At 38.9% G+C, this 16,485-nt stretch carries 14 protein-coding genes; all 14 read right to left on the bottom strand.

Features of this window, described 5'->3' with window-relative positions; translation table 11 throughout:
- Positions 1-134 precede the first annotated feature (134 nt).
- Complete coding sequence (locus ABS917_RS01570) at positions 135-605, bottom strand: hypothetical protein (RefSeq protein ID WP_350477359.1); 471 nt, start codon at positions 603-605, stop codon at positions 135-137.
- Positions 606-628: 23 nt separating this feature from the next.
- Entirely contained in the window at positions 629-1,639 is a 1,011-nt protein-coding gene (gene floA / locus ABS917_RS01565; protein WP_350477358.1) for a flotillin-like protein FloA, read from the bottom strand.
- A gap of 2 nt (positions 1,640-1,641) precedes the next feature.
- On the bottom strand, positions 1,642-2,970 hold the full coding sequence (locus ABS917_RS01560) for an NfeD family protein (protein ID WP_350477357.1): 1,329 nt from the start codon (positions 2,968-2,970) through the stop codon (positions 1,642-1,644).
- A gap of 317 nt (positions 2,971-3,287) precedes the next feature.
- Positions 3,288-3,461, bottom strand: a complete 174-nt coding sequence (rpsU, locus tag ABS917_RS01555; RefSeq protein WP_004227078.1) for a 30S ribosomal protein S21 — start codon at positions 3,459-3,461, stop codon at positions 3,288-3,290.
- Positions 3,462-3,569: 108 nt separating this feature from the next.
- Positions 3,570-4,238, bottom strand: a complete 669-nt coding sequence (gene deoC / locus ABS917_RS01550) for a deoxyribose-phosphate aldolase (protein ID WP_350477356.1) — start codon at positions 4,236-4,238, stop codon at positions 3,570-3,572.
- Between the two features lie 91 nt (positions 4,239-4,329).
- Positions 4,330-4,869 carry an adenylate cyclase gene (locus ABS917_RS01545; RefSeq protein ID WP_350477355.1) on the bottom strand — a complete coding sequence of 180 codons (540 nt, stop codon included), beginning with the start codon at positions 4,867-4,869 and terminating at the stop codon, positions 4,330-4,332.
- A gap of 478 nt (positions 4,870-5,347) precedes the next feature.
- A complete protein-coding gene (gene mtaB, locus ABS917_RS01540) occupies positions 5,348-6,697 on the bottom strand; it encodes a tRNA (N(6)-L-threonylcarbamoyladenosine(37)-C(2))-methylthiotransferase MtaB (RefSeq protein WP_350477354.1) in 1,350 nt (449 codons plus the stop codon).
- Positions 6,698-6,868: 171 nt separating this feature from the next.
- Positions 6,869-7,906, bottom strand: a complete 1,038-nt coding sequence (locus ABS917_RS01535; RefSeq protein ID WP_350477353.1) for a HEAT repeat domain-containing protein — start codon at positions 7,904-7,906, stop codon at positions 6,869-6,871.
- A gap of 300 nt (positions 7,907-8,206) precedes the next feature.
- The gene (locus tag ABS917_RS01530; RefSeq protein ID WP_350477352.1) at positions 8,207-9,640 is read right to left on the bottom strand and encodes a glycosyltransferase family 2 protein; all 1,434 of its coding nucleotides are present in this window, start codon (positions 9,638-9,640) and stop codon (positions 8,207-8,209) included.
- A gap of 6 nt (positions 9,641-9,646) precedes the next feature.
- Positions 9,647-10,690 (bottom strand): HEAT repeat domain-containing protein, encoded by a 1,044-nt coding sequence (locus ABS917_RS01525; RefSeq protein ID WP_350477351.1) that lies wholly within the window; start codon positions 10,688-10,690, stop codon positions 9,647-9,649.
- 1 nt (position 10,691) lies between these two features.
- A complete protein-coding gene (locus ABS917_RS01520; RefSeq protein ID WP_350477350.1) occupies positions 10,692-11,546 on the bottom strand; it encodes a response regulator transcription factor in 855 nt (284 codons plus the stop codon).
- Positions 11,547-11,632: 86 nt separating this feature from the next.
- Positions 11,633-13,825, bottom strand: a complete 2,193-nt coding sequence (locus ABS917_RS01515; RefSeq protein ID WP_350477349.1) for a hypothetical protein — start codon at positions 13,823-13,825, stop codon at positions 11,633-11,635.
- A 145-nt stretch (positions 13,826-13,970) separates the two neighbouring features.
- On the bottom strand, positions 13,971-14,585 hold the full coding sequence (locus ABS917_RS01510; protein ID WP_350477348.1) for a PH domain-containing protein: 615 nt from the start codon (positions 14,583-14,585) through the stop codon (positions 13,971-13,973).
- Between the two features lie 75 nt (positions 14,586-14,660).
- Entirely contained in the window at positions 14,661-16,235 is a 1,575-nt protein-coding gene (locus ABS917_RS01505) for a phytoene desaturase family protein (protein ID WP_350477347.1), read from the bottom strand.
- Positions 16,236-16,485: the final 250 nt, after the last annotated feature.

Below are 16,485 nucleotides of genomic sequence, written 5' to 3'. Positions count from 1 at the left end.
TATACCCGTTTCCGCAAAAATTTAGTTGCTTGTTTCATAAAGTCCGTTGATTTCCCTTATATTTCACCACTACATTATATCTTATGTAAAAAAACTACCTATTCCCACGTTACGTTGAAATAGGTAGTCTCGTATTATTTTCTTCTTGCTTTAGGCGGGCCCAGAACTTCTGTCATAATAATGGCCTGCATTAAATCGCGTTTGTTCGATGGAACGACCTGGAAGGCTTCTGCTTCTTTTTTGGCCATTGCAACAATTGGACGCTCCTTTAATGAACGAGCATTATTGATTTTGTCAGTTACCGGTTCCACTATAGAGCGAGCAGCTTCAACAGGTTTTTCTGCTTGTTTAGGAAGCTCTCGTTCTATTTTTTGGCTTACTGGTTTTGCTTTTTCATTCAGCTGGCCGAATACTTCATTCGCAAAGTCCTCCAATGATTTCGGACGTCTTTGCTCTGTTCTGCGCTCAACTTCCTGTTTTCGAGGAGCAGGTTGACTGCTAAATGGCGGCATCTGTTTTGATTCTTTTTTTTGCTGTTGTTCCTTACCTTTACCCAATAAAGAACTGACAATAAAGACAATCACCATAATGATTATTCCTTCCATTTAGTGCTCACTCCTTTCCTCGATTATTTGTTTTTCGGATCTTTGTTGTTGTCGTCATTCGAAACTTTTGAGATCGAATCACGCATTGATGTATCCGCCTGAATATTTTTGTAGTTCATGTAATCCATAATACCGAAGTTGCCAGAACGTAGCGCTTCTGCAAGAGCCATTGGAACTTCTGCCTCTGCTTCTACTACTTTCGCTTTCATTTCCTGAACTTTTGCAATCATCTCTTGCTCGCTTGCTACGGCCATTGCACGGCGCTCTTCGGCTTTAGCCTGAGCGATGTTTTTATCTGCCTGTGCCTGCTCGATTTGAAGCTCGGCACCAATGTTTTTACCGATATCAACGTCCGCGATATCGATCGATAGAATTTCGAATGCTGTACCAGAGTCCAAACCTTTAGATAAAACCGTTTGAGAAATTAAATCCGGATTTTCAAGTACTTTCGAATGTGATTCACTAGAACCTAGTGTCGATACGATACCTTCACCAACACGGGCAACAATTGTTTCTTCACCAGCACCACCGACTAAGCGGTCCAGGTTTGCACGTACTGTAATACGTGCTTTTGCTTTTACTTCAATCCCGTTCATCGCAACACCGGCAATAAATGGTGTTTCAATAACTTTCGGATTAACCGACATTTGTACCGCTTCTAATACGTCACGGCCAGCTAAATCGATTGCTGCTGCACGTTCAAATGTTAACTCAATATTCGCTCGGTGTGCCGCGATTAATGCATTGACAACACGGTCTACGTTACCACCTGCTAAATAGTGTGATTCCAATTGGTTAATTGATACTTCTAAACCGGCTTTATGAGCCTTAATTAACGGATTCACGATACGTGAAGGAATTACTCGACGTAAACGCATTCCGACTAATGTGAAAATACTTACTCTTACACCTGCTGCTAGTGCACTAATCCATAGTGCAACCGGAACAAATGTGAAAAATACTGCCAGGACAATAAATGCAATGACTAATCCGACGATTAATGAAATTGTTCCTGCATCTGCCAACATATTCATACTTATTCTCCACCTCTTCCAATAAATTCTCTTACGACAATACGAGAGCCTTCTACTTTCACTACTTCAACTGTTTTACCAGCATCAATATAGCTGCCTTGTGTTACAACATCCAGACGTTCCTGATCAACAACAACGGTCCCTGATGGTCGCAACGGCGTAATAGCCTGCCCTGTCTTGCCTATTAATTCAATTCGGTTTTTGTTTGAAACATAACCTTCTTCCGTCGTCGTTGCATCTCTCAGCACGAGACGGTTGAACATATGCAACTTTTTCCCGAAGAATTTCATAAGTATCACCATTCCTATACCTGCAATTATCATTGCGATTAAAATCGAATAAGCCATATGAACAAAGCTTTCCCCTGCAAAAAGCAAACTTCCAATCATTAATGCGCCACCGATAATACCAACAATACCACCTGGTACAAATAGCTCGGCAATGAGTAAAATAAGTCCGATTACAAAAATGATGACTGTTTCATATCCGGCAAAACCTGCAATCGTATGCCCAAAGAAGAACATACCTAACGAAGCAAGCCCCATTGACCCTGCAACACCAAATCCTGGTGAATACAGTTCAACAACTAATCCGATACTTGCAATCGACAGTAAAATAGGAACGATAATCGGATTGGTAATAAAGCGTGCCAGCTTTTCAGCAAATGTTTGCTCGATTTTTACTATTTGGCTGCCATCAAGGTTGGTTTTTTCAAGCAGTTCCGTTATCGAAGCAACAGTGCCTTCCGAGTACTTAACTTTTTCCGCATCTTTCGCAGTTAGCGTCAGGAGTTTTCCTTTCGGGGCTCTTAGTTCAGGCAGATCATAATCGTTTCTGACCATTGCCCGCGCATATTTAGAATCCCTTCCGGAGTTTTCGGCAGCAGATGTCATTTTAGCAAGCCAATCGCTTTCCGCCTTTTCTCCTGCTGTGTTACCCGAAGAATCGATGACCGCTGCAGCACCCATTGTTGCATTTGGTGTCATATAAATTTCATCTGCATGTAAAGCAATGTATGCACCAGCAGACAGCGCATCTGAATTGATGAATGCAATAATCGGTATATCGATTTCATCCATCAGCCTGCCGATTTCCGAAGCCGCAGTTACAAATCCGCCCGGTGTGTGCATATTTAGAATAATCGCTTCTGCATTGTTGCTTTTCGCTTCATCGAATCCACGCTTTAAATGCTCCACCAAACCTTTTTCAATTTCATTATTGATGGATATTTCATACACTTTACCATCTGCAAATGCTGTTAAAGAAGGAAACATTAATACGAATGACATGACCATCAGAAAAATCCAACTAATCCCTTTCGTTCGTCTCAATTTTATCACCCCTTTAGCTAAGTTATGTACAGTTAATTCTACGGATGAGATTATGAAAAGTTTCATTTTTTTTTAAAACTTAAAAAAACTTACTTCACTATTATTTGCTAACATATACCAATCATACGGTACTAATTGCAGATTATTAAAACTTTCTCGAAAACGCTTTCTTTCTCTACTCTATTATGGTTGATTTTGAGAATAAAAACAAATACAAATACCCCGCAGTTATATAAATAACTGCGGGGTATATCATTTGTCTGCTCAGTTAAATCTGAAAATTGCGTGTTATGAACGTAGGGTTTTTACAGGGAAAATTACCACTTACGTTTACGTGCAGCTTCTGATTTCTTTTTACGTTTAACGCTAGGTTTTTCGTAGAACTCGCGCTTTCTAACTTCCTGAATTGTACCTGATTTTGATACAGTACGTTTGAAGCGACGAAGAGCATCTTCAAGCGATTCGTTTTTGCGAACGACAGTTTTTGACATCTCTCTTTCCCTCCCTCCGAACACACGTCAGTACATGCTAACATTTAGTTAATGTGTACTAAAGTAGTATAGCGTATCCTTAAAAAAGAGTCAACAAAAACTATCGAATTAGTAATTAGAATCTGATTTTAGACCATTCATGATAGCAACACCAGAAGAAGCACCAATACGAGTAGCGCCATTTTCAATCATTTGTTGCATATCTTCTAAGCTACGAACACCACCAGAAGCTTTTACTCCAAGATCCGGACCAACTGTTTTACGCATTAATGCGATATCTTCAGCTGTTGCTCCGCCTGTAGAGAATCCAGTAGAAGTTTTAACGAAATCTGCTCCTGCTTCAACAGAAAGTTCGCAAGCTTTTACTTTTTCTTCATCCGTTAATAGACAAGTTTCAATAATTACTTTTACTAATGTACCATTTGCAGCGTCTACTACTGCTTTAATGTCATCACGAACTAAATCGTAATTACCGTCTTTTAGAGCACCGATATTAATAACCATATCAATTTCGCCAGCACCGTTTGCAATCGCATCTTTTGTTTCAAATGCTTTTACTGCAGATGTTGTAGCACCTAACGGGAAGCCGATTACTGTACATACTTTAACTTCTGTACCAGCTAATTGCTCTGCACTGAACTTCACCCATGTAGGGTTTACACATACTGAAGCAAAACCGTATTCCTTCGCTTCTGCACAGATTTTTTCTACTTGATCTTTTGTAGATTCAGCTTTTAATAAAGTATGATCAATCATTACTGCATAATTTTGAGTCATTTTTCATTACTCCTTTTACTAAACATTAGTTGTCCGTACATCTATAGTTTAGCATGTATTTTAATTGACGCAAATTATCAGACAACTTAAATTATTCGTCTGAATAGGCGAATTTTGTACGAATAATTTTCCTGTCTAAGGGTTCACCGGCATCTGTGACATACTGGATATTTAACTCTGGGTTATGACGATGTACTAACTGGTACGTTAAAATATTTTTTATTAAATGTTCTTGTGCTAAATCAAACGCTTCTTGTCCTAAAAGGGAATCATCCGATAATACAATTTCCCAATTTGAATAGTTTTCATTTGCATTGATATGCGTAATTCCATCTTCTGTACTTTTCCCACTCGTTTCTTTGTACTGCTCCAGAAATTGTTCCGTTTGTTGTGCAATTTCAGTTAACTGTTGCTTGTTCATTTCCAAAGAAACGACACCATTTGGCTGAATTGTTTTATAAATATCCGATGCTTTGTACTCAATATTAAGCGAGCCGTAATCTCGGGCTACTTCCGTAGGGATATTGACTTCCACCATTGCCGATTCACTTTCTACTGTTGGTTCTTCTTTTTTCTCCGTGCAACCATATAAAATAAATAGAATTGCAGCACACATCCATATTTTCTTCATATAAATTGCTCACCTTCTTTGCTTGTAATCGGGATAAACATTATGTTCCGAATAATAGTGTTGGCTTGTCTTCTTCATAATATACTTAAACTTCCAGCAGTTTACGACTAACTTTTGTAAATTTATATGCTGCACTAAAAATAGATGATGTTTCGCCCGATTATAAAAACTTACGCACACTAATTTCTCTACCCTATTTTATTAGAAGTAAAAATAGACTATTAAAGGTTAAATAGTTATCGGAGTGAAGGCGGTGAGTGCAACTACCGGCTTCGCATCTCGTTGGAAAGCAAAGCGGAGAAGTAATTCAAAGCCTAGGGGACAAGTACGACGCCCGAGATACGGAACAACTTCGTGTTGGCCTCGTGCCCCTGGAAAGCGACTGCCGTAACAGAGAAAGAGCAATAAAGAAAGTATTCCAACAAATAGAAAAGAGGGATTGCACAGTGCAATTCCTCTTTCATTATAAAACATACTATTAAATTGCCTGGCCTTCCAATACGCGAACAAATTGTCCTTCGTTATAAGGATAACCTGCTTTAGTAATTTTAACTTTTACAAGTTGACCGACCATTTCTTCTGTACCTTCAAAAATTACTTTCAAGTAGTTCGTAGTATAGCCGACATACAGGTTTTCATTGTCGCCATCTTTAAAGCGTTCTTCCGGAATAACTTCCAGCACTTCTCCTTCAAAACGGGAAGCATATTCTTTTGCAAGCTGATCATTCAGCGCAATCAAACGGTGAACACGTTCATTTTTAATTTCTTCATCAATTTGATCTTCCATTCTCGCTGCAGGTGTACCTGTACGTTGAGAGTACGGGAATACATGAAGCTCAGAGAATTTGTGGTCACGGATAAAGTTGAATGTTTCCATAAACTCTTCTTCCGTTTCACCTGGGAAACCTACGATTACGTCAGAAGTAACCGCCAAATCCGGTAAAGCGATTTTCAGTTTTTCCAGACGCTCAGCGAAAAACTCCATCGTATATTTACGACGCATACGTTTTAAAACTGTATCTGAACCCGATTGAATCGGAATGTGTAGGTGGTTTACTACAATTTCAGAGTTTTGCAGTACTTCAATCACTTCATCTGTTAATTGAGATGCTTCAATTGAAGAAATACGTAAACGTTTTAGGCCTTTAACCTGTGCTTCCAAGTCACGTAACAGCTGCGCTAAATTATAGTCTTTGAAGTCTTGTCCGTATCCGCCTGTGTGGATACCTGTTAGGACGATTTCCAAATAACCCGCATCAACAAGCTGCTGAGCCTGACGAATAACTTCTTCCGGATCACGTGAACGCATTAAGCCGCGCGCCCAAGGAATGATACAGAACGTACAGAAGTTATTGCAGCCTTCCTGGATTTTTAATGATGCACGAGTACGGTCTGTAAATGCCGGTACATCCAATTCCTCATACACACGGTTTTTCATAATATTACGTACCGCATTAATTGGCTGACGCTCGTTACGGTATTGATCGATATATCCAAGCATTTTTTCGCGGTCCTGAGTACCAACAACGATATCTACCCCTGGAATTGCCATAATTTCAGCCGGTGATGTTTGTGCATAACAGCCCGTTACACAAATAACCGCATCCGGATTTTGACGAATAGCACGGCGAATCACTTGGCGTGATTTTTTATCGCCAGTGTTCGTTACTGTACAAGTATTAATAACATAAACGTCCGCCTGATGATCGAACTCAGTACGCTCGTATCCTTGCTCTTTAAATAGCTGCCAGATTGCTTCTGTTTCATAGTGGTTTACTTTACACCCTAATGTATGTAGAGATACGGTTTTCGTACGTTCGTAACTCATAATTTATATCATCCTTTCAAGGTTAGCACTTATCTATTTTACTCCGGCGAATTGCCCCATTTAAGTCGACCGGTAGCATGCTCTCCATTCACTAAATGAAGAAAAATATCAACGTGTTTTATAATAGCACAAATCGCTATACAAAGCCTATTTTTTTAACTACTTGTTAAATTACCGGCTTTCCTCCGCTGACGCCTGTGTAGAGGGGATATGTTCTTCACTTCCGGAAACCTGTTGCAGTACCGCCTGTCCATCCGGTAAATCCATCAGCGATAAAGCAGCCTGTTTTCGGACATTGCTGTTAGGGTCAAGCATTAACTTTTTCAGATAAGTATACGAATCGTCCTCTGTGACAAAACGCAAAATTTCGGCCACTACTAGACGCTCTTCCCAATGTGTTGAATCGACAAAGATTTCGTAATGCTTCACATCCGAAATTTTGCCATACGATGAAATTGCTCTTAATGCACGGAGACGGATTCCCGCACATTCGGATGTCAGTAACTGTTCAAATAATGAAAGGTATGAAGGATTCAGATTCCTATTTATGCACGAATACTCCAGGAAAGCTAATTTCAGCTGAATTGGCAATTCTTCAAAATGGTCTCTAAAGTAGTCACAATAACTATCATCAATAGTTGATAGCAACTGATGGTACTCATTATCATAAAAAGTCAATCTAGGCTTATACATATGCGCCAAAAATAAATTTCTGTTATATCTTGCTGCAACCTTTAACATTAACAGATATTCTTCCATTGACCCGGTACGATTCTCTTTTAACCGGCGTTCGATTAACGGCACTAAAAATTTCAGCTCCAGAACCAATGTGCGCTGCAAAGCATGAAGACGGTCAGATTCATCACGACTTGTCAATTGCTTCACATAATAATTTTTCATATTTAACGCAGCATATGTTGAAGCTCTCTCCAGGATTTCGTCTTTATTCATCGTTGTAACATATGAAACAAAAATCGTATCAATTGCCGCCAGCTCATTCTTTGTAGTGGAATGATTCCGAAGTGGCCTGTTTAAAACTAAATAATTATACCAATCCCGATCATTTTGCTGGATATAATTATTTATTTTAGTGAAAGAACGTTCCTTTAAGTACTTTCGATAAATCATATAAAAATAAATACATAATAGAATAAAGAGTATTACACTACAGATAATTAAGATCCCTGTTAAAATTTCTTCAATTTTCATTATAATTGCGACCCTCTCAATCTGTTTTCCATGTTAGTTACTAATATATCACCTTTTTCCGTTATGTTTATACATCCAATTTTTTCTCCTGTCCCCAATACTTCATTTATATATGGAATTTACCCCATATTTTGTTGACTTATGAAGATATATAGAAGTTTGGGGAGGCAACACTTTATGTAATCCAGAATATTAGCTTTGCAAATTTTATGTGCTGACAAACTCAGATTCTTCTTCTGATAATAGAGAAGAAGACAGACAAAATAGACGGAAGGTTTCCGCCTATCGACTTAGTCTATATTATAATGTATCATTCGTTTTCTTCTGCAAACCGGAACGCGTCAAACTTCCCCAGTCATTTTTGCCCCTTATAAAATACCAGAACCCCTGAAGGCGAAAAACTACCATTAGAGGACGGAACCAGAACACTTCCGATAAGGAGTACAGTAATAGTTTCACCGAATCACGGATACGTGGATAAGTGCCCATACTCCATGCTTCCAGTAAAATAGAAAACATAGAGATAACTGTACTGTAAATTAAAAACAGGACAAACAAAGTAAGCGCCGATTCCAAATATATATTCCCGATCACAAATGATAAAATGACATATATATAACCCAATAGTTCAACAATCGGACCGATTAATTCAATAAATACAAAATAAGGAACAGATATGAGACCGATTTGTTTGTATTTGGGGTTGAGCAGCATCCCGCGGTTTAGCATTAGACTACTTAACAGCCCCTGATGCCACCGTCTACGCTGTGTTTTTAAATCCTTTAAATTATCCGGTGCCTCTGTCCAGCATACCGGGTCGGGAATAAATTCAATGGATTTTTTTATTTTATTCTTTAATAAATAGTTATGCAGCCGGACGACCAGTTCCATATCCTCGCCAATCGTATTCTTATTGTAGCCGCCGACTTTTATTGTATATTCTTTCGAAAAGACACTAAACGCACCGGAAATAATTAACAATAAATTGAAACGGCTCAGCGCAATTCTGCCCATATAAAATGCACGTAAATATTCGATGATCTGCATGACGACAATCGGATTATTCGGGACAACCGATTTCAATACACTGCCGTACTCGATTTCTGAACCGTTTGCTATACGCACACTTCCCCCTGCTGCAATGACCTTTCCGTTAGAAGAGACAATCGGCTTCATCACCTGCAGCAATGACTTAGTGGATAAAATCGAATCGCCGTCTATTGAGCAAAAATAAGGATATCTTGATACATTAATGCCTGCGTTTAAAGCATCCGCCTTCCCTCCATTTTCCTTGTCCACTAAAACAATATTATAATGGAGCTTCGACTGGTAAATGCCCCTGATTTCCGCTGACGGCAGCTGATTCTGTACGGTCCGGAAAACAGGCTCCATCTGAAAGACGTCAATCACAGTCTGCAATGTCGAATCTTTCGAACCATCGTTTACAATCAAGATTTCATATTGCGGGTATTCAAGTGTCAATAATGACTGAACCGTACTGATAATTCCGATTTCCTCATTATAAGCTGGGACAATTATTGAAACAGGCTTTGAATAGACTGCATTCAAATTTACCTTTCCTTCCAAATTCTTATCCAGATTCCTGTCTTTCCTCAACTGAAAAAAAGCAAAGACCAGCATTAATGTATAAACCACAATAACAAATAACATGTATATAAAAATTAATGAACTGAACACTTCGTTAAACCAATAAAGTATTTTATCTGAATTCATTTATCATCATCCTAACTTCATGACTTCCTTTGCCATATCTGCTGCATACAAATCGTTTTCACTGTCGATTATTTGCTGTAAAATCACTCGCCCGCCTGGCATATTCAATAAAGATAAGGCCGCCTGTTTACGTACTTGCCAATTTGAATCGGCTATTAATCGTTGAAGATTTTGATAAGATTGCTCTTCTTTTACAAACCGCAAAATTTTCGCCATCATTAGCCTCTCTTCCCAGCTGGCGGAATCGACAAAACGCTCATACAGTTGGAGATCAGAAACCATGCCGAATGAGGCAATCGCTTTTAGAACCCGGATTCTTAGCTCCTGATCTTCGGATATTAACAAACGCTCATAGAAAGAGAGAGAATCATTACTTACATTTGTGCTTAAACTCAGATAATCAAGAAGGGCAAGTTTCAGCCCCGTTGGCAAGGAATCAAAATGGTTTGTAAAATAGTCGATATAGCCTTCACCAATCGTCGATAACAAAAGTTTATATTCATAGTCATCCAAAGGTAATCTCGGCTGATACACATGGGCATAAAACAAGTTCTGATTAAATTTTGCGACTACCCGCAGCATTAATAAATATTCTTCCATCTCATAATCGCGCTTGTTCTTTAAATGCCGCTCAATGATCGGTACTAAAAATTCCAGCTCCAGCAACAAAGTACGCTGCAATACATTCAAACGGACCGATCGATCACGGCTTTTTATTTGCTCGATATAGTAATTCTGCATATTCAATGCTGCGTATTCGGAAACCTTTCTATGAATAGAATCATTATTAAGTGTCGTCAAATAGGAAACAAACAGATGATCCACCGCCTTCATCGTAATTTGATTTTCCGGCCGGTGATCTAGCGGTTCGTTATAAACAAGATAGTTATACCATACCGTTTTATATTGTTCGAAATATGCGTTCATCTTTTCATTCGTCCGATTTCTTTTCATCCCTTTATAGACTAAATATATAAATATACATAATATAACGATCAGCATGATAGCGCCGGCCATGAGCGCCCCGACTAAAAATTGACGATCTATCATATTATCGCGACCTTCTCAAATGATTTTTAATACGTATTTCAAAAATTTTCAAATTAAAGGGACGGACAAAGTAAGCATCAGCACCATTTTCAAAACTATAAAGCTGAGCCTCCTCTGAATTACGCGTTGAAATAAACAAAATTAAATATTTTTCTTCATTAGGCAAACCGCGCAAATAATGCAAAACCTCAAAGCCATTTTTTCTAGGTAAAATATCATTCAGCACGATGATGTGATGATGCTCACTTCGATACCAGTCTGATTCTACAAATTCAAGCCCGTCATTAAACACCCGGACATCCAAATCCTGTTCAGCTGTTTCCAGGTTTTGAAACAGATTCGAAAAAATAGATTGTGTAATATGATCATTTTCGATGATGCTGACTTTCATCTTAATTCGCTCTTTTTCCATAAAATGAGGAATCGACACTATTTGTGCCTCTGAAAATTCCAGGCTCATCACCTCTGCCTCGCCAACTTCCAGTATTTCTTCAAGCGGATGCAAAGAATTCGCAATTTCTGCAATAACGGCGACAAGCGGCATTTTGAATGGTGATATGGCAGATTGAAGCCGTCCTAGAAATGATTTGGTTTCCATAGCTTTGCTGATTGACAGAACAAGAATGATATATTGTTTTGACCGATGCGCAAAAACAAAATCCGACTTACGTAAATTTTCTTGCACTAACTGATAGAATTCTTCATAGCTTACTGAGATTTCATCTGAATATTTTACGAAAACAAAAGTAAAATGAATCCCCTTTTTCTTAATATAAGCTATCTGCAAATCATAAAGATCCTTCAAACTCTGAAAATTCTCTATGCTATTACTTAAATGATTCTCATTTTCTTCCATTTTATTTCACCCCTGTTTATACAGATGCCTCGCCTCACTGCAATCCACATCCAATCGCTCGGAAAACAGTGGATATTTACAATGGCTCAATGTATCTCTGAAAATTTTTCCTGCAAAATATAATACGATTCCTTTAAACGTTCCTTATACTTGGGTAGTGTCCAACCTTCCCATGTATAGGTTTTCAGGTCGGATTTATTTTCCGGTATACGGTTTTTCACGGCATTATTTTCGATGAATAATGCACCCACTTCAATCCCTCCGGTAATTTCTCTTGTCATTTCCTCACCTGCATATATATCCGACCAAATTTTCTGGCGGCTCGGATCCGTAAAATTCAGCAATAGCCAAGGAATGCGAATTTCGACAATCCCATCGGCTTCGTTGATTTCATAATCGGCAAGTGAATCATAATCCGGACTTTCCGGGTTGCCGTTTCCTTTTCGCAGTTTCCCTGTCTCGTATTTTTCGAATGGATAGGTTTTATCGAGAATTGGAATCGTGAGCTGTTTATTTATCGCATACTCAATCGAGTTAAATTGCCCGCTGTTTTTTTCAGTCATCCCTTCAAACGGTACGAGCTTCAATTGGTCGCCATACAGTTTCTGGAACAGATCATAGTAGGCATCCACTTCGATTCTGCTATTTTCCTCATCTTTAATCGTCAGTACGAAATCTGCTTTATTCAATAACGGGTAGTCCTTATATGTTGAATTTCCTTGCCCTTTTACTGTATTAAAATAGATTATCGGATAATTGTCATTTGAGAATTGTGCATTTTCCACATCCATCCGTATATACAAATAGCGTTCATCAGAATCCATATACATGGCGGTCTGTTTCGTTTCATACATCGGCTTTTTCCCTGACCAGTCCGATATATCCCCATCTACTTTTATTTTCAACGTATCAAAGCTGAGCAGTCCGAACTGCTGTTCATTCGTTTGTGCATTTGACCAAAATGGCCTTTGGTCCGGATTATCGAGATCCATCGTATTCCATGTCCGCTTAAACCATTCATCCTGCCAGGAGAATACTATACCGCCAAGCATACCTTCTTGCAGAATATCTTCATAGAGACTCACTAAATATTCCCCCTGCTGGTGCTCGGTCACAAAACCCTGATTCCAGCCAAACGGATTTTTATGTGTCAACCCGCGGGAAGCCGGAATTCCGAATTCGGAAATTAATATCGGCAGACGGTGCGCCTTCTTCAAATCATTTAAATATGCTGCATAGCTATTCGGTTCACCGCGATGGTCCTTATATTGTAAATATTCAGGCGTGAAATTCAAAAAATCGGGATAATATGGATAAACATGGTAGTTTGCAAATTGACCAACATGCTGCAACTCGTTTTTCTCATAAATGACATTCGGATTTACGGACACCATATCTTCCTCTTCACTCGGTTCGTACGGGTGGTTCAATAAATCGGTCGTTACCCAGTTCGTAAAGCTGAACGGCCTCATCCATTTGTATTCATCCATTTCGTACTGGGCCGCATATTCCATCTGCTCTGCAAGCCAGATTTCAAATGGAGCAGCATCTTTTGTCGAAAAATACTTACCATCATATTGTGCCTTGCCTTTATATTTCTCATTAACCGATTTAACTGCTTCCGGGTACCACTCGATGCCGATCATCCAGCCAATTACATATGGAGCGACATTCGCAGTATAATCCCCAAAAGCATGGCCCGGCTGATGCTCAATTTCTGCATTGCCGTGCAGAATGTCGATAATATCATTTATTTCCTTTTGAAACTTTTCCGTCGTTTCACCATATACATCCAGCTTCTCAATTACCGGCTCTTCTTCCAGCCATACCCCATGGAACAAGTAGATTGGCTGTTCATGCGACTCATTGTACTCCAACAACGCTTCATAAAATGCCGGCGGGTGGATCGTATAAACACGGATTGCATTCGCGTGCATGTTACCAATTGATTCGAGCCATCTAGTATAATCTTTTTTTGTGATTCCTGCTTCTCCCGGGAAAAGGCCAGGCTTAGCCATACCGATATTTACCCCTTTTATGGTCATTTCCTGCCATTTACCGTTTTGCAGCACCTCATATCGATCGCTTAGCACCCGGGCATTATAGGCAATATTCTGCTCATGGACCGGTTCAACGGATGTTGCAACTATTTGCTTTGATGTTGAAGATTCCCCATCTGCCTCATCACTTTCCGAAATGGATTTATCATTGATGAAATAAATCGCTAGCGGAACTGTTATGAGCAGCAGCAATCCTAGTACGAGTAATATTTTTTTCATCAGCGCCACCTATCATCATTTTAATTAAAAAGGGAAAGAATTACTTTAATGTTTCTATTCCCCTAAAACACGGTCCGAAAACGGAAAGAATTGATATGAAAAACACTCATAATCTATTTCAGATTATGAGTGCGTCTACAATCTATTAGTTATTAATATATTTCTCGAAAACATCGCCAAAATCTTTTCTAACAAACGATTTCTTCTGCTCCAGCAGCCAGCTATGTGAAAATGCTGTGATTTCCTTAAATGCATCAGCTGGTGAAACACCCTCATTACCCGCGCGGCCGATTGCTGATGCAGCTAAATTCAAGCTTTGTTTTGCAGCATCCATACTGAATGTATTCGCTTTTTGTTCAAGTGAAATAGCATGAAGCGCTTTGTACAGATCTTTTATTTCCGTTAAGTGTTTTTTATGAATATCAATGCTTAACGGCACATTTCCGATCACAAATTTAATTTCAACATCCAGATCAATTGTTCCGGCCGTTTCCAGCAGCACTTCTTCAATCGCAAAATGTTCATAATCATAGCGACGCAGCATACGTTTTTTACTGATTGCATTCGCCCCGTCTACATGAATTAATGCGTAGTTTGTGAAGCAATACTCATCCGCTTTTGTTTTGATCAGGAAATAAATTTTTTCATCTACTTCATTAAAAATAAAATCATCCGAATCTGTTTTGTCAAAGTCCTGTCTTGAAATAACTACCCCAATATCTGATAGACCTAATGCATCTGATGCTAATTTTTTGAACATTGTATTGCCTCCTTTAAATGAATAGTTATTATACGTTTCCATTCAAATAAAAGTTTCATACAATGAACTCACTCTCTAAGCATTTGTTTGAATAGCTGCAGGCTGATGCTGTAATTGTGGTTTTTTCTTTTTATACAGTTCCACATTCGGCAGTGGTTTAACAGGAAGCAACGTCTGTTTATCCTGCTGTAAAATGCCGTTTGCTGTAATTCGGGCTGATTCCAGAATAATCGGCAACCCACTGCCCGGGTGTGTTCCGCCACCGACTAACCAGCAATGATCCAGCTCTTCAAATTTATTTCGAGGACGGAATACAAGCATTTGCGATAATTGATGGCCTAAGTTGAACGTCGCCCCTTTATATACATGAATATCGCGCTCCCAGTCAGCAGGTGTAATCATACGCTCTTCTTCGATATGGTCCCAAATGTCCTTAACACCAAGTTTATCTGCTACCATATTTAAAACCATATCCCGGAAAGGACCTGCCTTTTCCGACCAGTCAATTCCACTCATATTATTCGGTACCGGTACTAAAATGTATAATGTTGATTTCCCTTTCGGTGCTACCGTTTCATCCGTTACTACTGCATTTTGAATGTAAATCGATGGATCTTCGGACATCAGTTTTGTTTTTGTAATCTCCTCCACATTTTTCCGGTAATCCTTCGCAAACCATATTGTATGGTGCGGTAAATCAAATCGTTTATTGACACCTAAATACAGCATGAACGTTGAACAGGAGTATTGTTTTTTCTCGAGTTTTTCCGGTGTATATTTTTTTAATAGTCCCGGCTCAACAAGATTTGTCATCGCATGTGCAAAATCTCCGTTAATAATTACTTCATCCGCTTCGATTTCCTGACCATCTTCCAGTAGTAGACCCGTCACTTTTCTGCCGTTAGTTTTCAATTTTTTTACGCCGTTATTGAGAAGAATTTTCCCGCCCGATTCCAGCACAACTCTTCCCATTGCTTCCGTCAGCTTATTGATGCCGCCTTTAATATGATAAACGCCGTACGCATGTTCAATATACGAAAGTATTGAAAATGCGCCAGGACTTTCCCATGGAGACATCCCTAAATATTTTGCCTGGAATGTGAAAGCGAGCTGTAATTCCTCTTCGTTATAAAACTTGGACAACGTATCAACAAGAGAATTTCCAACTTCCAATTCTTTAAAAGCTTTCATAACTTTCGGGTTGAACAAATCTGTCAGCTTATTCATCGGAGCCTGCAGCACAGGGGCAAGCACTTCTAGTTTCTTTTGCGTCTGCTCCATGTAACGCTCGTAGCTCCCCTCATTCCCAGGGAAAAGCTCATTGATTTGACGAATCATCTCATCTGCATCACGTGTCATATTAATTTTTTTATTATGGTAGATTAATTGATACATCGGATTCAAATCAATCAAATCCACATAATCGTGTATATTACGGCCTGTTAGGTCAAAAATTTCTTCTGCAATGTACAACATATTTAAAAAAGTCGGGCCCATGTCAAATTTATAATCACCAAGCTTAATTTCGCTTGTTCGCCCACCTACATAAGCCTGCTTTTCATAAATCGTCACTTCATAACCTTTATGCGCCAATAACATGGCGACTGCTAATCCGCCAGGTCCTGCCCCTACCACTGCAATTTTTTTCATTTATAGTTCCTCCCTGTTTCGATTCAATATTGTACAATGTTTCACTCACACAGATTAATTTGTATAATGTTCAGAGGTGTAATTAATTCTTTTCACTGTTAATATTAATAAATTTTCACAATAAAGCTATTTACAATAAATTTCTGTCCATAGACGCTGTCTTATATTATACAAACATTATACATATTTGAATTTCGTTATACAAGGCGGAAATACATTTAATTTGAGATATTTTTAAAACAAAAAGCCT

Source organism: Solibacillus sp., assembly GCF_040273735.1.
Taxonomy (GTDB): Bacteria; Bacillota; Bacilli; order Bacillales_A; family Planococcaceae; genus Solibacillus.
The sequence above is the reverse complement of the archived record's forward strand: the minus strand, read 5'-3'. Positions and strand labels throughout refer to the sequence as shown.